General features: G+C 40.9%; 18 protein-coding genes. 13 read left to right on the top strand and 5 right to left on the bottom strand.

Annotation, left to right across the window (positions count from 1 at the left end; all coding sequences use genetic code 11):
• Positions 1-13: 13 nt before the first annotated feature.
• Positions 14-520 carry a GNAT family N-acetyltransferase gene (locus NSQ17_RS09795; RefSeq protein ID WP_008346514.1) on the bottom strand — a complete coding sequence of 169 codons (507 nt, stop codon included), beginning with the start codon at positions 518-520 and terminating at the stop codon, positions 14-16.
• Between the two features lie 204 nt (positions 521-724).
• Here NSQ17_RS09795 and NSQ17_RS09790 point away from each other — a divergent pair, with 204 nt between their 5' ends.
• From NSQ17_RS09790 to prpB, 4 genes are all read left to right on the top strand, one after another.
• Positions 725-1264 (top strand): DUF420 domain-containing protein, encoded by a 540-nt coding sequence (locus NSQ17_RS09790; RefSeq protein WP_008346516.1) that lies wholly within the window; start codon positions 725-727, stop codon positions 1262-1264.
• Between the two features lie 167 nt (positions 1265-1431).
• Positions 1432-2574 carry a citrate synthase gene (gene mmgD / locus NSQ17_RS09785; protein ID WP_019743303.1) on the top strand — a complete coding sequence of 381 codons (1143 nt, stop codon included), beginning with the start codon at positions 1432-1434 and terminating at the stop codon, positions 2572-2574.
• Positions 2575-2576: 2 nt separating this feature from the next.
• Positions 2577-4013, top strand: a complete 1437-nt coding sequence (locus NSQ17_RS09780) for a bifunctional 2-methylcitrate dehydratase/aconitate hydratase (RefSeq protein ID WP_306172626.1) — start codon at positions 2577-2579, stop codon at positions 4011-4013.
• A 12-nt stretch (positions 4014-4025) separates the two neighbouring features.
• The gene (prpB, locus tag NSQ17_RS09775; protein WP_039963936.1) at positions 4026-4943 is read left to right on the top strand and encodes a methylisocitrate lyase; all 918 of its coding nucleotides are present in this window, start codon (positions 4026-4028) and stop codon (positions 4941-4943) included.
• 34 nt (positions 4944-4977) lie between these two features.
• Here prpB and NSQ17_RS09770 read toward each other — a convergent pair whose 3' ends face one another.
• On the bottom strand, positions 4978-5640 hold the full coding sequence (locus tag NSQ17_RS09770) for a lysozyme family protein (protein WP_017359484.1): 663 nt from the start codon (positions 5638-5640) through the stop codon (positions 4978-4980).
• Between the two features lie 97 nt (positions 5641-5737).
• Positions 5738-7063 carry an APC family permease gene (locus NSQ17_RS09765; protein ID WP_017359483.1) on the bottom strand — a complete coding sequence of 442 codons (1326 nt, stop codon included), beginning with the start codon at positions 7061-7063 and terminating at the stop codon, positions 5738-5740.
• 187 nt (positions 7064-7250) lie between these two features.
• Between NSQ17_RS09765 and czrA the strand changes: the two genes are divergently transcribed.
• A complete protein-coding gene (czrA, locus tag NSQ17_RS09760) occupies positions 7251-7580 on the top strand; it encodes a Zn(II)-responsive metalloregulatory transcriptional repressor CzrA (protein WP_342467388.1) in 330 nt (109 codons plus the stop codon).
• A 35-nt stretch (positions 7581-7615) separates the two neighbouring features.
• Here czrA and NSQ17_RS09755 read toward each other — a convergent pair whose 3' ends face one another.
• Entirely contained in the window at positions 7616-8140 is a 525-nt protein-coding gene (locus NSQ17_RS09755; protein ID WP_025207492.1) for a hypothetical protein, read from the bottom strand.
• A 118-nt stretch (positions 8141-8258) separates the two neighbouring features.
• Between NSQ17_RS09755 and NSQ17_RS09750 the strand changes: the two genes are divergently transcribed.
• The 7 genes from NSQ17_RS09750 to NSQ17_RS09720 all read left to right on the top strand — a co-directional run bounded on the left by NSQ17_RS09750 (position 8259) and on the right by NSQ17_RS09720 (position 14266).
• The gene (locus tag NSQ17_RS09750; RefSeq protein WP_342467387.1) at positions 8259-9182 is read left to right on the top strand and encodes a YafY family protein; all 924 of its coding nucleotides are present in this window, start codon (positions 8259-8261) and stop codon (positions 9180-9182) included.
• 54 nt (positions 9183-9236) lie between these two features.
• A complete protein-coding gene (locus NSQ17_RS09745; protein WP_041507089.1) occupies positions 9237-9713 on the top strand; it encodes a GyrI-like domain-containing protein in 477 nt (158 codons plus the stop codon).
• A gap of 38 nt (positions 9714-9751) precedes the next feature.
• Entirely contained in the window at positions 9752-10471 is a 720-nt protein-coding gene (locus NSQ17_RS09740) for an MBL fold metallo-hydrolase (RefSeq protein ID WP_217967065.1), read from the top strand.
• Between the two features lie 3 nt (positions 10472-10474).
• The gene (locus NSQ17_RS09735) at positions 10475-11047 is read left to right on the top strand and encodes a TetR/AcrR family transcriptional regulator (protein WP_135009155.1); all 573 of its coding nucleotides are present in this window, start codon (positions 10475-10477) and stop codon (positions 11045-11047) included.
• Between the two features lie 151 nt (positions 11048-11198).
• Complete coding sequence (locus NSQ17_RS09730) at positions 11199-12080, top strand: hypothetical protein (RefSeq protein WP_024718313.1); 882 nt, start codon at positions 11199-11201, stop codon at positions 12078-12080.
• Positions 12043-12648, top strand: a complete 606-nt coding sequence (locus NSQ17_RS09725) for a DUF4166 domain-containing protein (protein WP_048002886.1) — start codon at positions 12043-12045, stop codon at positions 12646-12648. Before NSQ17_RS09730 ends, NSQ17_RS09725 begins: the two co-directional genes overlap by 38 nt.
• Entirely contained in the window at positions 12641-14266 is a 1626-nt protein-coding gene (locus NSQ17_RS09720) for a YndJ family protein (RefSeq protein ID WP_342467386.1), read from the top strand. The genes NSQ17_RS09725 and NSQ17_RS09720 overlap by 8 nt, the downstream gene beginning before the upstream one ends.
• On the opposite strand, the gene NSQ17_RS09715 is transcribed toward NSQ17_RS09720, so the two are convergent.
• The gene (locus tag NSQ17_RS09715; protein WP_007500681.1) at positions 14263-14742 is read right to left on the bottom strand and encodes a hypothetical protein; all 480 of its coding nucleotides are present in this window, start codon (positions 14740-14742) and stop codon (positions 14263-14265) included. The two genes, NSQ17_RS09720 and NSQ17_RS09715, sit on opposite strands and share 4 nt — an antisense overlap.
• Positions 14743-15009: 267 nt before the next feature.
• Here NSQ17_RS09715 and csaA point away from each other — a divergent pair, with 267 nt between their 5' ends.
• Entirely contained in the window at positions 15010-15342 is a 333-nt protein-coding gene (csaA, locus tag NSQ17_RS09710) for a chaperone CsaA (RefSeq protein ID WP_017367427.1), read from the top strand.
• Positions 15343-15832: the final 490 nt, after the last annotated feature.

Raw genomic sequence — 15832 nt, 5'->3', positions numbered from 1 at the left:
GGTTTTTGTGTCGTTAGCTGTCCACCCAATAAATTTCTCCGCTTTGCTCTTTCCAATTAATTTGGACATCAAAATGGTGTTTTTCATAAAAATGAATCAGGCGGTCCACATGGTTCCAATCTCTTTTGACGAGATCCCCAGTAATGACTGGAATGTTTTGCTCTCTTGCGATTTCTTTTAAATGCTTCATACAAATGGATCCATAGCCATTATCAGGCGGGCCTTTAATATCGGCAATGTGAATCTTTCCTTCTTCAGGATATTCCGCGATCAAGGAAAAATCAGATTGTCCGCGAAAAGCTTTTTCACAATCGCTTAACATGATTTTGCACGTATCTGCATTCTCAATTGCAGAGACGATCATCCATTCATCTTCCTTCGCTTGATCAATGCCAATAATCTTTGCTTTTTTTGAAATATCTTTTATATTTTCTTGCATTCGATACATTTGGAACTGCAACTGCTGTAATTCTTGCTCTAATGTCTTCACATCTTTTGTTGTTTCCTGTAAGATTGACAAGTCTATTGCTCCTTTCATAGAAGAGTTGATAAAAACCACACAAATTCCCATTCTAAAGGAAGTGAGTGAATCTTTCAAGCCGCTAGAAGGCAGGCAATCGGCAAGTTTGTCTAAAATTCGACGAAGACAGCGAATTCATTGACTTTAGAGACAAAGTTAAATAACATACTCTTAGTCGGAACTAATAAAGAGAGGTTTTCAAACATGAACGAACAGAATCAAAAACCGAAAAATTTCACCGGCATTGTTGTCTTTTTAACAATTGCCATAAACGGCTTAATTGCTTTATTATTTTTCATGCCAAAAACAGATAAATTTAGTCATCTGGATATTACATTTCTGCCGTTACTGAATGCCGTGATGAACAGTTTTACGTTTATCTTTTTACTTTCAGCGCTCATTATGATTAAACAAAAGAACATTAAAGCCCATCGACGATTTATCTTTGCGGCTTTTTCAACAACACTTGTCTTTTTAATTTCGTATGTGACGTATCATTCAATGGCAGCTGATACACACTTCGGGGGAGAAGGAATCATTCGTCCGATTTACTTCTTTATTCTCATCACACATATCGTCTTATCTGCCGTCATTGTACCGCTTGCACTGATCACTCTCTTTAGAGGCGCACAAATGCAAGTCGAACGTCATCGTAAAATTGCCAGATGGACCATGCCTCTTTGGCTCTATGTCAGTCTAACAGGTGTCATTGTATATATCATGATTTCTCCATACTACAGCTAACGTATGTCCATCTGGACATACGTTCTTTTATTTACAAGATGAAGTGCTTTGGATAAAATGGGAATTGGGTATCCGACTTGCACGGTATCTTCCCACCTATAGAATCACATCATGTCTGGCCGTTTGCTCGTTTGGAGAACACAATTGAACGAAACGGGGGTTATATGATGACTGAACAATTGCAGTACAAACCGGGGCTTGAAGACATTGTGGCAAGCGAAACGTCAATTTCGTTCCTAGATGTCCAGCAAGAAGAAATTGTGATTCGCGGTTATGACCTCATCGAGCTGGCACAAAGCAAGACGTACTTAGAAACAGCCTATCTGCTCATTTATGGAAGATTACCAGATGCAATGGAATATCACCAATTTCAGCAAGATATTTCCTCACAAACAAGCTTACATCCAACCATTCAAACCATTTTGACAAAACTGCCAAAAACCACTCACCCAATGGATGCCATGAGAACGTGTTTATCAGCTCTTGCAGGGTACGATGAACAATTGAATGATCGATCAGAAGCATGCCAACAAGCGCGTGCCGTTCGATTACTTGGCCAGCTACCAGCGATTGTTGCGGGAAGCTATCATATTCTCACACAAGACACCACACCTACTCCAGACCAGACCAAATCCTACACTGAAAACTTTCTAGCGATGTTAACAGGCCGCACTCCGGCACAAGACGAAATCAAAGCATTTGACCAAACGCTCACGCTTTATAGTGAGCATGAGCTGCCGAATTCCACATTTGCAGCAAGAGTCATTGCATCTACTCATTCTGACATGTATGGTGCTTTTACTGGAGCGATTTCTTCATTAAAAGGTGACTTACACGGAGGCGCAAACGAAGCAGTCATGCACATGCTGCTCGAAGGCAAAACAACAGAAGGTTTCCTTGCGCTCATCGAACGTAAATTAGCCGCAAAAGAAAAAATGATGGGCTTTGGACACCGGGTATACATGAGAAAAATGGACCCAAGAGCGGCTCTTTTAAAACGATCATTGAAAACGCTTACCGAATCAAAAGGAGACACGACGCTTTATGACATGTGCGTCGCAGGCGAGGCATACATGAAAGAAAAGAAAAACCTCTATCCAAACCTTGATTATTACGCAGCACCTATTTATTACGTGCTCGGCATTCCTATTTCACTTTATACACCGATTTTCTTTGCTGCGAGAGCAAGCGGATTAGCAGCGCATGTCATCGAGCAGCATTCACACAATCGGATTTTTAGACCGAGAGTAAGGTATTTAGGACCAAGAGGATTAAAAGTCTCTAATGATGATGGAAAAACGGGGGAATGAATATGAATAAAACAGCAGTAGCCAATCAAACAGACCAACTATTAGCAGATATCGCAGCCTATGCCGTGGATGGAGAAATTACGAGCAAAGAGGCCATTGAAACAGCTCGGTATGTACTCATGGATACACTCGGCTGCGGTATGCTGGCGCTCAACTTTCCAGAATGTACGAAGCATCTTGGACCCATCGTATCTGGAACTGTTGTCCCTAACGGAGCAAGAGTGCCCGGCACTTCATTTGTGTTAGATCCTGTTCAAGCGGCTTTTAATATAGGATGTATGATCCGCTGGTTAGATTATAATGACACGTGGCTTGCACAGGAGTGGGGACATCCCTCAGATAACCTGGGCGGGATATTGGCTGTAAGCGATTATATCAGCAGAACGAGGCTTGCAAACGGAGAAGAACCGCTTTCGATGAATGACGTACTGCATGCGATTGTAAAGGCACATGAAATACAAGGTGTGCTTGCTTTAGAAAATTGTTTGAATCGAAATGGCTTGGATCATGTTCTTTTTGTCAAGGTGGCATCAAGTGCAGTCGTTTGTGCAATGCTTGGCGGAACGAAAGAAGATGTGCAGCATGTGTTATCACAAGCATTTGTGGATAATTCACCGCTTAGAACGTACCGGCATGCCCCGAACACAGGATCAAGGAAATCGTGGGCAGCAGGGGATGCCACAAGCCGTGCGGTGAGACTAGCGATGATGACATTGAAAGGAGAAATGGGCTATCAGACGCCCCTCAGTGCAGAAAAGTGGGGATTTGAAGATGTGTTAATGAAAGGAAAACCACTCACACTTGCCCAGCCGCTCGGGTCATATGTGATCGAAAATGTACTCTTTAAAATTGCCTATCCAGCAGAATTTCATGCGCAAACTGCCGCTGAGGCCGCTGTCATTCTACATGATGCGGTAAAAGACCGTTTAGATGAGATTGACAGGATTGAGATTACGACACATGAATCAGCCATTCGAATTATTGATAAAAAAGGACCGCTTTACAACCCGGCAGACCGTGACCATTGCTTGCAGTATATTACGGCCATTGGGTTAATCTATGGTGAGCTGACTGCTGATCATTATGAAGAAGAGACGGCGCAGAATCCGCTCATTGACCGTTTGCGTGATCAAATGATCGTCAAAGAAGATAAACGGTATACAGAAGACTATTTAGATCCGAAAAAGAGATCAATTGCAAACTGTGTTCAAATCTTCTTTAAAGACGGAACGATGACAGATCGAATTGAAATTGAATATCCGCTTGGTCATCGCAGAAGAAGGCAGGAAGGGATCCCGCTGCTTGAAAAGAAATGGGTATATCATTTGAAAACGAGATTTCCACAAAAACAAGTCGATCAAATTGTTTCACTTTGCCAAAATCCAAATCAATTAAAAACAACGACAGTACCAGCATTTATGGATTTATTTGTCATATAAGGGGGAGCTAGTGTGTGGATCGTGAATGATGAAGTAAATCAAGCTGACTTAGCCGCAGCTTTTAAAGAGCAAATGCACAAATCCGCTTTATTTCAAATTCCAGGCGTTCACGATGGAATGTCTGCGCTCTATGCGAGGAAAATGGGATTTCAAGGGCTTTATTTATCGGGTGCCGCTTTTTGCGCAAGCAAAGGGCTTCCTGACCTCGGTATGATTCATTCCACTGAAATGGCGGAAAAGGCAAAGGAAATCATTCGAGCTTCTCAGCTGCCTCTTTTAGTTGATATGGATACTGGCTATGGCGGGGTATTAAATGCAGCCAGGGCAGCAAAAGAAATGGTGGAGAGCAAGGTAGCGGCTGTTCAAATTGAAGATCAGCAAATGCCGAAGAAATGCGGACATTTAAACGGAAAATCACTCGTTTCTGTAGAAGACATGATGGCGAAAATCAAAGCGATCAAACAAGCGGCACCTACACTTCTCGTCATCGCAAGAACAGATGCGAAGTCAGTAAACGGGATGGAGGATGTCATTCACCGGGCTAATCTCTATCTAGAAGCAGGAGCAGATGCCATTTTTCCTGAGGCGCTGATCACAGCAGAAGATTTCACGTATGCTTCAAATAATATAAAAGGGCCGCTTCTTGCAAACATGACGGAGTTTGGAAAAACACCTTATTATCATGCAGACGAATTTTCTATGTTTGGCTTTCAAATGGTGATTTATCCAGTGTCATCCCTGAGAGTTGCTGCAAAAGCGTATGAGCGTTTATTTACAGAGATTAAAGAAAAGGGGACGCAACAGGGAATGCTGGAGGACATGCAAACGAGAAAAGAGCTATATGAAACGATTCATTATGATGAATATGAAGAAATGGATCAGCATTTAGCCAAAACGATCCTGCCGGAAATCGGGAAAGAGCATTCATAAAATGAAAAGCACTTCCTAAACGGAAGTGCTTTTTTTACGATGATGGTGTGGATGATGAAGCCAATTTCATCTTTTCTTCAACTGTTTTCGTTTTTTCTTTTACTTTTTCAGCATAAGTGAAATCACCGTAGCAATACGGATAGCGGAAGTTATCTTTGTCGCCCCCGCATGTATAGACTTCAGGGTTTCGCTTCACTTGCTTTTTGGAGTATTGCTTTGCCAATTTTTCGGAATGTTTTCCCCCGTTTTTTGCAACAAAATCAATATAGCCGATTCCCATGTTATAGCTTTGAATAATGGTTTCCAAATCAACGCCTTTTTTCTTCCCATGCTTGTACATGGTCGAAAAATGATGGACTCCTTGTTTAATGCTTTTCTGAGGGTCATTGATTTCATTTCGTTTCAAACCAAGAGATTCAGAGGACTGCATTGGATCTCCGCCTCTGCCTTTTGATTCTTGATACATCATACCGAGAATTAACGCGGTATATTGATCTAAATCTTGATCTCTTAACTCTGTTTCTACAAGCGGTTTGTAATCATCCAGTCTCGACAAAACAATTGATTCCGTATCAATCGGCAGCTTTTTTAACTCCTTTTGATTAAAGGAAATGACAATGGCCGCTAATACGCAAACAAACAGAAAAATCGTGAAACAGCCTGAAATGGCAAAACATCCTGTTTTTTTCTTTTTCAAGGTCAGTTCACCCCTGTTTTGCCCCGCTTTTAAAAGGGAAGTACAGCCTTTATATTATGCCATATCCTGCACAGGATACCAAGTGAAAACCTTATATTCAATCATAGCCAAACGTAAATTCTGTTCTTGTTTTCAGTCTATAGCAGAAATAAACAAAACCGATCATGAGCCACACCATGCCGATGATTAATGCATTTGTACTGATGCTTGTTAAGAGCCAAATACAAAAAGCCGTTCCGCAAAGAGGGATGATGGCATACCTCAGTGTGTTTAATACACCTCTTTGTTTTTGTTTGATGAAATAGTAAGCGAAAACAGACAAGTTAACAAACGTAAATCCAATTAATGCCCCGAAGCTGATAAACGAGTAAATGACCTCAAGCTCACCAACAACTGCGGTTAACGAAAAAACACCAATTAATAAAATATTAAATACAGGCGTTTTCAATGTTGGGTGAATATAACCGAAGAAACGCTTTGGTAATGATTGATCTCTTCCCATCGCATACAAGAGTCTTGCGGCACTCGCATGTGATGATAGGGAGGAAGAGATGACAGCGACCATGGTGCCGGCTAAAAAGAATGAGTGGAGAAACGCGCCGCCCACAAATTCTGCAATTTCAAGTGATGCCGCATCTGGATGCTTGAACTGTTGAAAATTTGGAAACACCTGCTGTAAAAAATAAGAGGTGAGGGTAAACAGCACACCTCCAATAGCGACCGTTAAAAATATGGCGAGAGGAATCGTTCTTTTTGGTTTAATTGTTTCCTCAGACATGGTCGAAATCGCATCAAATCCTAGAAAAGAAAAACATAAAATCGTCGCACCGGAAAAAATAAGGGCGGGATCTAAGCTCGCTGAATAAAACGGACGGGTTGACAGTATCTCTCCCGTGCCTGCATGCTGCGTGAGCCCATAAATAATAAACCCAACAAATGTCACAGCGACAATCACCTGAAAGGTCACAAATAGCGCTGTAATGTTGGCTGTAAGACGTATACCGATCACATTGACAGTCGTTATGGCGATAGCAAGTATGATGATCCAAATGTAATGAGGTACATCAGGAAAGGCTGCGGTTAAATATGCACTTCCGATTGCAAAATTCACCATAGGCAAAAATAAATAGTCCAGCAATAGTGTCCATCCTACAAGGAAGCCGACGTGAGGATGAATACTTTTTTGCGCGTATGTATATGCAGATCCTGCTTTTGGAAAAGCCTTCACCATATTCCCATAGCTAAGCGCTGTCAATAGTAATGCCAGTAAAGTAAAGATATAAGCTGCAGCAACGTGTCCTTTCGTCAGCTGAGCAACAATGCCGTATGAATCAAATACGACAAGTGGGTCCATATAAGCAAGCCCGATCACAACAAGTGGAAAAACAGTCAGGCTGCGTTTTAGTCTTGGCTCTTCAGTCAATTTGCCTATCAGCTCCTCTAAAAAAATGAATAAATAATGCTCATTTTAAAAAGAATGCTACCACGTGTCAATGCTATTTGAATAAATCTTTTTTCAAAAGGTGTGGAAGCTTTGCATGCTACACGTTTTGGTATATGATGATACATAGAATAAGTCGTGAGTTGACTGACAAGAAAGGTGAAGCGAAATGAAGGAAGAACTGAATACAAATCAAGAACAGGAACGGATGGAGCTGGACGAAGAAAGTCTATTTCTTGTCTCCCAAACATTTAAAGCCTTATCTGATCCGACGCGTATTCGTATTCTGCATTTGCTGTCTCAAGGTGAACATTCAGTAAATGATATAGCAGAAACACTAAACCTTATGCAATCAACCGTATCTCATCAGCTGCGCTTTTTAAAAAATCTTCGTCTCGTGAAATCTAGACGAGCAGGGACCTCGATTTTTTACAGTCCTGAAGATCAGCATGTGATGGAAGTGCTTGATCAAATGATACACCATGCACAGCATGATTGAGAAAAAACCTTCCTACTTTTATATAGGAAGGTTTTTTATGCATGATGTACTTGGGTTGATCGTTTATTTGCTTTCATCATTTGATAAGAAAACACAATATAGTAAGCCGCTAGAAGGAAAAAGCTGAGTATTGTCAGCGCATCATCGCTGACAATATGCTGATACAATTCAACGATATCCATTTTGGTGATCGCATGTGTTGTGAGATTGACCGATTTAAATGCAAGCCTAGATAAAAACAAACATAAAATAAAGCTTTCAATCCATTTACTTGTTTTCATATACAGCCGGCCATTTTCTAATTTCATCTGAATCGTCTGATAGGCGTGGATGGCGAGACTGCTCCCGAAGATCATGCCAATGACGGCATAGATAAAAATACTGTGATTTTGCCATCCTTCTGATAAGAGAATAAGGGCAGTGAGACTAAATACATACATTCTCATGAAAAGATTTACCGGGCGCACAAGCTGATAGCGTCTCATTCGATTCATTCGAATGATGATCCAGACGAGCATGACGATCCCGATCATGAACAACTGCCATACGTGATGTGTCATGATGCAACCTCCTCCTGCACAAGCAGGGATGTAAACGAATGCTGGCTGTTACTTATCATTACCATTCTTTCTTTTTTTATCAAATCAAAACCTATATTTATGAAAAAGAGGAAAAGTCATGAAAATCGATCGCGTTTTGTCCATTGTGATGATACTGATTAGCAAACGGCAAGTACAGGCGAAAGACCTCGCTGAACTACATGAAGTGAGCGTGAGAACCATATACCGTGACATTGATACGATTAATCAAGCGGGGATTCCAGTTGTCACAAAACAAGGCGCAGGGGGTGGAATTTCACTCGTTGACGACTATCGTCTAGAGAAAAAATTATTCACTGATGATGATATTGAACTGATTTTAACAGCTCTTGAAAGCATTACGAGTGCATACACCTTTAAAGAAAGTGAACATGTACTAAAGAAAATGAAATCCCTGATTCCGTCTCAAAATGAAAAACAGCAACATGTATTTATTGATTTAAGCTCTTGGGGGAAAGACAGCTACTTAGAAAAGAAGCTCCAGCTCATTCATACCGCTGCCTCAGCGCATCAATATATCCAGTTCACCTACCGCAATGCAAAAGGCGAAACACTTCCTAGAAAAGTAGAGCCTTATACACTTGTCTTAAAAGGAAGACACTGGTATTTGTATGCGTATTGCTGCGTGAAAAAAGCGTTTCGCCTGTTTAAACTCAAAAGAATGTCAGACCTTATCACCCATTCAGTATCTTTTCTTCCTAAACGAATAAAAAATGAAGAAAAGCCTTGGAATGATTCTTGGCACGAAGAACCTTCCGTCAGTACACTAACGCTCAGGTTGACTGAAGATTCTGTTGGTAAAGTGAAGGAATGGATAGATGAAAATGAATTCACCGTATGTGCAGATGGTACGTATCTTGCCACAATCACGTTGCCTCAGGATGATTGGTTATATAGCTTTCTTTTTTATTTAGGGCCAGATATCGAGATTGTCTCTCCGCCATCCGTTCGGGAAGCGTTTGATCTCAAGTTGAAACAATTTCAAAAACCAAAAGGAACTTGACACAATGTTGTCAGGTTTCTTTTTATATGATGGAAAAAAAGGAGATGAGAATGTATGTACGATATCGTGATTTTACAGAAACAATGGATCAAGGGATTATCTGTTCGAACAACAAACGAAATGGAGCAAACAAACGAGCGGAAGATTGCACCGCTTTGGCAGCAATTTTTCACGCAGCAGCTTCGCGGAGGACATGCGCCAGTCATAGGGCTGTATTCAGATTATGAAAAGGATGAAAATGGCGCTTATTTGTTCACAGCGGGGCAATTGGTTGACCAGCAGCTAGCACAAGATGCAAAAGAGATTCCAGGCTCCACCTACGCAAGATTTCAAACGAGAAAGGGCCCGATTGAAGAGGTTGTGTTTGAAACATGGCAGCAGATTTGGAGTTGGGATCAGCGTTATTTGCGAACATATACTGGCGATTTTGAATGGTACGACGAACGATCGATTGATCCAAAAGAAGCGCAAATTGATATTTATATTGCAGTCGATGAAAAAATAGTTGCTAAAACTAATGCTATTAGTTAATATAAAACTAACGACATTAGTTTTAGGGGGAAAACAAGATGAGATTGACAACATTTGACCGTTTGCATCAGCTTACATTAATGCCGCGTATTTTTCCGGTAAATTGTTATGTATTTGAGGAAGAGAATGAACTCATCTTAATTGATGCAGCTTTGAAAATGGCAGCAAGCTCGATAATTGAATTTGCACATCAATTAAACAAACCCATTAACAAAATTATTCTGACTCATAGTCATATGGATCATATTGGCGCACTAGATGAAGTGAAAAAGGCTTTTCCAGAGGCAGTTGTTTATTTATCGAAACGAGATGCTCGCCTGTTTGCTGGCGATTTCTCTTTACTTCCTGGTGAGCCAGAGAAAAAAGTCAAAGGCAGTTTTTCAAAAGACATTCACACAAAACCAGACGTGCTTGTTGAAGAAGGGGACGAGATTGGGTCCCTGAAAGTCATTGCCACACCAGGACATACACCAGGAAGCATCTCTTTATACGATGAAAAGTCAGGGGTTGTCATTGCGGGTGATGCAGTTGTGACAAAAGGCGGTTTATTTGTAACGGGTGAGTTTCGCTTCACCTTCCCATTCCCGGCTTTTGCCACTTGGGATGCAGAAACAGCACTAAAAAGCGCTGAAAAATTACTGGCACTTCCCTTGTCTTGTCTCGCAGCAGGGCATGGTGATCTCATCATAGAGCCTGAGGCAAAGCTCAGAGCCGCTATCGAAAAAAGGAAGCAGCAGCTACAAAAGGGGGGACAGTAAGCCATGTCTCCAAGAATGGGTATCACACAAGAAAAAATTGTTGAATCTGCCATCGAATTTGTCGATGAAGAGGGCTTTTCCGCTTTGACTATTGCTACATTGTCCAAACGGCTTAACATCAGACCACCATCTCTTTACAACCATATATCCGGTCTTCATGAAATACAGGCAGCTCTTGCTGTCAAGGGGCTGACAATGCTTTGTGAGGCCGGCAAACAAGTAACAGCGGGGCTGGAAAAAGAAGACGCTGTTTTAGCATTTGCAAGACAATATGTTCAATTTGTTCGTCAGCATCCCGGTCTTTATGAGGCTGCTTTTTCACATATGAATGAAAAAGAAGTCAGTGTGGCTGCAGAGAATCTTGCTGATTTTGTCCAATCCATCATGTCTCGTTTTGGTGTAAAAGAAGAGGACATGACGCATGTCGTCAGAGGGCTCAGAAGCTTACTGCACGGTTTTGGAGATATTTCAAACAAAAAAGGATTTCAACGGAAAGAACAGCTTGAAGATAGTGTGAGCTATGCGGTCCGTCTTTATATTGCAGGCATCAAAGAGCAAGAAGATCTGTCTTATTGACAGGTCTTTTTTATGTATCGAACCGATATGATGAAGGAGATGTAAACAAATCAAAACATTTTTTGGGCAAAAAACCAATAAAGATTTGACAGTTTTGTGAAACATGGTATGCTTATTATGTGAAATAATTCACATAGAGGAGTAGAGGCAGATGAAAAGAAAGCCTGTTTATGTGGAAACAACCATTCAAGCACCTATTGAAAAAGTATGGGAGTATACGCAAAATCCAAAGCTTCATGAACAATGGGATTTGCGATTTTCAACCATTTCATTAAATGGACCTAGTGATGAACAGCCCCAATCCTTTTTGTATGAGAAACACCTTGGATTCGGCATTAGTGTAACTGGGACAGGAGCGTATCGAACGAGCGTGAAGGATGAGCGTCATGAAAGAGCATCCTCACTTCAATTTAAATCATCACACCCTTTGTCTTTCATCAAAGAAGGCGGAGGGTATTGGAAATACATGAAAACGAATGATCACATTGTGTTTCAAACGCAATTTGATTATGAAACAAAGGAAGGAAAAGGGTGGAAATGGGCAGACCGTTTGTTTTTTCGACCAATGATGGGGTTTATGACTGCCTTTAGCTTTGGCGCATTAAAGACGTGGCTTGAAAAGGGCACGCATCCCCGGTTGCTGCTAGAGAGAACACTTGCCCATTATGGCATTTGTTTGTTGTTTGCTATCGTCTGGTTATGTCAAGCGATCATTCCTTTTTCACCTTCTGCTTTTGATCATAGCACCGGATTTCGATTGTTTTATGCGCTATTAGGTGTATCATGGCTCATGCCTAAACTGCCAAAGAAATATATATTCATCCTTCAAAGCATCTTTCTGCTGCTGATGCTTGGTATAGGGATTTTATCACCAGAAACGACTCTGCACGAGCCGCTGGTGCTGAGTGCATTTTTCATTTTATCCGTTGCAGGAATGATTAATTTAAAAGATTGTGTAGATGTGTTTTCGATCAAACGAAAAAGGGGAGGTAGACATGGTCGTTCATCATCATCAAGTAAAGGATTACGATAAGCTGCATCCAACATTAAAAGAACGTTATAACCGCGCGTTTACGGCTGAAGGCATCATGGAGGAAATAGGAGGTGGGACAAAGCTCATCCGATTGTTATTCAAAATCGGTCCATTGTTTCGCTGTTTTTTTCCTGAAAGAGGGCGAAATATTCCCTTCCAAATTGTGAACAAGCCTTTTACGACAAGTAAGGGAGAAGAAGGGATGCACTGGTTTCGAACGTTCTATTTTCCTGACAAGGAAAGACATTTTGATGCAGATATGATCATTGATCAGAAGAGCCATCAAGTACTGGACTACTTTGGAAAACCTAGGCTTCTTGTGTCAGAGCTTCATTTTACAGTCACGGAAAAAGGGTTCTTGCACATTCAATCAGGTAAGCAAAAGTTTTTGCTGTTTGGGCGAGAGTGGCCACTGCCTTCTTGGCTTTACGGTGAATCTGATGTAACAGAAGGGTACGATGAGCATGCAGGTGAGTATACGATTGATGTTCAAGTGAAAAATCGCCTTTTTGGCACTCTTTTTACTTATAAGGGCCGGTTTACGGAAAGGGTGTCACCTTATGAATAAATGGCATTTGATGTGTAGCATCGTGTTGATGTCCTGCTTTCTCTTTACACGTTTGACGACAGCTCCCATACCAGAATTTTTTGTTCTCATCGCGATTTTATTTTTTCTTCCCGCTTTCTTACACTTTTTTTATCAGGAAGAGAAGAAACGGCAGCAGGAGGGGCTGATCGGCTTCATAATGAAAGCCTTTCCAGTAGCAGCTCTATGTGCAACAGGCGCATTCATCTATCATTCTCTTTGGCTTGCATTGGGATGGCTTTTCTTTACAATGATTCTGGCTTTATTTGGTTTCACCCGTTTGCTGAAAAGAGGGGCCCATCCGCTTCATGAGCTGATGATCGATGGCGCATGTATGTATATCGCTCTAGGTGGGCTTTGGTTCTGGCTGTACATAGCAGATATACAAGTGATGACATTTTCACCGATGATTGTTCTTTTGACAGCTATTCATTTTCATTATTCGGCTTTTTTTATCCCAATCTTTTATGGCTTATTGGGGAGGCAGCGGAAAAAAGAGACGACGCTATACAAAGTGGGCGGCTGGGTTATTTTACTGTCGCCAGTGATGATTGCTGTTGGAATCAGCTATTCTCGCCTGTTTGATACGTTCAGCGTCGTTCTTTATGTGATCGCACTTTATTTGTATGGAATTTTGTGTATGAAAACTTCTTTTCGTTCAACTGTCGCAAAAGGGTTCGTTGTGTTTTCTAGCATCATGTTAATGGGAACCATCGTCCTATCATTCCTTTATTCTGCCGGAATGCTTTTACATGTTACCTACATCAGCATGGATCAAATGATTTGGTTTCATGGCAGTATCAATGCAAGTTTGGTTATTTTACCAGGCCTCATTGGATGGTTGATTGAAAGACCAGCTGATCGATTGAAACAGAAGGATTTTCCGGTATCGAGAGTTCACGGTCGTTTTCAGATCATGTCTTTTCAACATGACGACATGCAGCATGATGAGAAGATTGGTTTAGTCGATTCTCTTGACCAATTAAATGGAAAGGCATTTTCAGCAGAGAGTGTGTCACCTGTTATTCGCAGATTTTATGAGGACCCGATGTCCTTTACGTTAAAAGCAGCCGTCTGTTTTCATTGGTGGGTAAGGCCGTTTGTCTTTTTGCTTCAACCTGTTTTTAGACAAATAGGACAGCTCTATTTAGGGTCATCACGAATGCCATATGAAATGCCGGGGAGTCTTTCAAGATTTCAACATCCTCTTGAAGAAAGGAAGAATGTACGTGTGTGGATCAGGCGCAATGAGAAAGGCGAGCAAGTCTTTTATGCGCTCTATGCCCAGCACCATGATGAAGAGACAGTCTATATGAATATTGCTTTGCCGCTTCCTTTTTCACAGCTTACGGCTATTTTAAAACCTTTGAATGAAAAGGAAGATTTTCTATTAAAAAGTAAAAGTCCAAAAGGCAGTACGGGTGATGAAGGATTGTATTTGCATACGTCTTTCATCACCATGAAACTGCCAATGGAAGAAAGCTTTCATATGAAACCGGAGACGGAAAAAAGTCTCACCGCAATTCATCAAATGAAGCTATTCGGTATTCCTTTTTTAACGATTCAGTATCAAATCGACAGTGAAAGCCACTCATCTTAATCAATGATGTCGCATGGTTCACCGTGACGAATGATGTTCACAATCGCTTGCCCATCACTCGGATGATGATCTGCATACTGTACTGGCAGTAAAGCAAAAAATACATAGTAGACTGAGAAGTAAGCAAATTGATAGAAAAATTGATGTTCTGGCAGGAAATCGTTGGCGATCATTGTGTTCAATATGAGAACACTGAGCAGGTTGCATAATGATCCGCCTAAGTAGACAAGAATGTGTGAGAAGCGGTTATTTCTCCTCATTTCTTCATAGTGGCAAAATGCATCTAGAAAATAGATTCTTCTAATTTCAACGACGCCTATTTTCAATACTTTTTTGCCTCTGCCAAGCGCAAACGAAACCTTTGCTCCAAACAGCCAGGCGACTACAATATGGCCCAGCTGATGCAAGATGGCAACGATAGGAAGAATGACGAAAAACGACCAGCAAAACGTCCACATATCTGATAATGTAAACAAGTGTTAACCCTCCCCGAAATATTCGAGAGGAAGCAGTAGGATTATTTGCCATTTTACCGAATTCACTTTCATGATGCAAACATTTAATAGACTACTATAAAATCATTATGTAAACTAAAAAGGATTTTCAATGAATAGGCTTTTTAACCCTTTCTTTTAGAAGAGTAGGGTGTGCTACAATAAAGAAATTAGTGGAAGACAAGTGGTCATCTAGTAGAAGAAAAATGTGACCTTTTTTATGAAAGATTGAAAGGGAGAGAGATTCTAATGGCAGATATTGAACAGTTTTTAGCGTTAGACATTCGCGTTGGGACGATAGTAGAAGCAGAATTTTTTGCAGAAGCAAGAGTGCCTGCTTTCAAGCTGAAGATTGACTTTGGGGATGAGATTGGCATAAAACAATCTAGTGCACAGCTGACAAAACGTTATCAGGCTGAGAATCTCACTGGGAAACAAATTATTGCAGTGGTCAATTTCCCGCCAAGAAGAATTGCCGGGTTTAAATCAGAGGTGCTTGTCTTAGGAGGCATGCCGTCAAAAGAAGACGTTGTCCTGCTTGCCACCGATGAGCCGGTTGAAAATGGCACCAAAATAGGGTAAGAAAAAAGACATCTTCATCAGAAGATGTCTTTTGCGTATTGAGGCGGAATAACCACACGCCACATTCGTGTGTGTCTCAAAGAGACGTGTTACCCGACTTACACAATTCAGCTCATCGCTTGATTAATATAGCATGGGATTGGTATGAATGCAACCATTATTTGAGTTCTCTTTGTTTTTGGAAGAAAAAAAGAAGGTTCATATCCTCATATCATAGAAAAAATGACAAGAAATCAATTATTTGGATTATTTTTTCAAAAAATATTGAAAAGTCAGATCATATTTTATAAAATGAATTCATCTTAGTTTGTTTAATCGATAAACTAAGATGTCGATCATCTATTGATCTATTGTGTAAAGCGAATGATTTGCTGCTATGTGGGCTAAGCTGAAAGAAAGAGATGTTCAGCTTCATTTTTACAACGAATTGAAAGCGCTTTATTTTCGACCTATTGATTGCTGCTGCCCTGCACCATCTGTCCGTTAGAAG

The organism is Bacillus sp. FSL W8-0629, assembly GCF_038593225.1.
Lineage (GTDB): Bacteria > Bacillota > Bacilli > Bacillales > Bacillaceae > Bacillus > Bacillus altitudinis.
The sequence above is the reverse complement of the archived record's forward strand: the minus strand, read 5'-3'. Positions and strand labels throughout refer to the sequence as shown.

Bases quoted from the DNA above. Each gene is read 5' to 3' on its own strand.
- mmgD (WP_019743303.1), top strand. From the start codon at position 1,432: ATGACTGAACAATTGCAGTACAAACCGGGGCTTGAAGACATTGTGGCA.
- NSQ17_RS09720 (WP_342467386.1), top strand. From the start codon at position 12,641: ATGAATAAATGGCATTTGATGTGTAGCATCGTGTTGATGTCCTGCTTT.
- csaA (WP_017367427.1), top strand. From the start codon at position 15,010: ATGGCAGATATTGAACAGTTTTTAGCGTTAGACATTCGCGTTGGGACG.
- NSQ17_RS09735 (WP_135009155.1), top strand. From the start codon at position 10,475: ATGTCTCCAAGAATGGGTATCACACAAGAAAAAATTGTTGAATCTGCC.
- NSQ17_RS09725 (WP_048002886.1), top strand. From the start codon at position 12,043: ATGGTCGTTCATCATCATCAAGTAAAGGATTACGATAAGCTGCATCCA.
- czrA (WP_342467388.1), top strand. From the start codon at position 7,251: ATGAAGGAAGAACTGAATACAAATCAAGAACAGGAACGGATGGAGCTG.
- NSQ17_RS09790 (WP_008346516.1), top strand. From the start codon at position 725: ATGAACGAACAGAATCAAAAACCGAAAAATTTCACCGGCATTGTTGTC.
- NSQ17_RS09780 (WP_306172626.1), top strand. From the start codon at position 2,577: ATGAATAAAACAGCAGTAGCCAATCAAACAGACCAACTATTAGCAGAT.
- NSQ17_RS09740 (WP_217967065.1), top strand. From the start codon at position 9,752: ATGAGATTGACAACATTTGACCGTTTGCATCAGCTTACATTAATGCCG.
- NSQ17_RS09750 (WP_342467387.1), top strand. From the start codon at position 8,259: ATGAAAATCGATCGCGTTTTGTCCATTGTGATGATACTGATTAGCAAA.
- NSQ17_RS09755 (WP_025207492.1), bottom strand. From the start codon at position 8,140: ATGACACATCACGTATGGCAGTTGTTCATGATCGGGATCGTCATGCTC.
- NSQ17_RS09745 (WP_041507089.1), top strand. From the start codon at position 9,237: ATGTACGATATCGTGATTTTACAGAAACAATGGATCAAGGGATTATCT.
- NSQ17_RS09730 (WP_024718313.1), top strand. From the start codon at position 11,199: ATGAAAAGAAAGCCTGTTTATGTGGAAACAACCATTCAAGCACCTATT.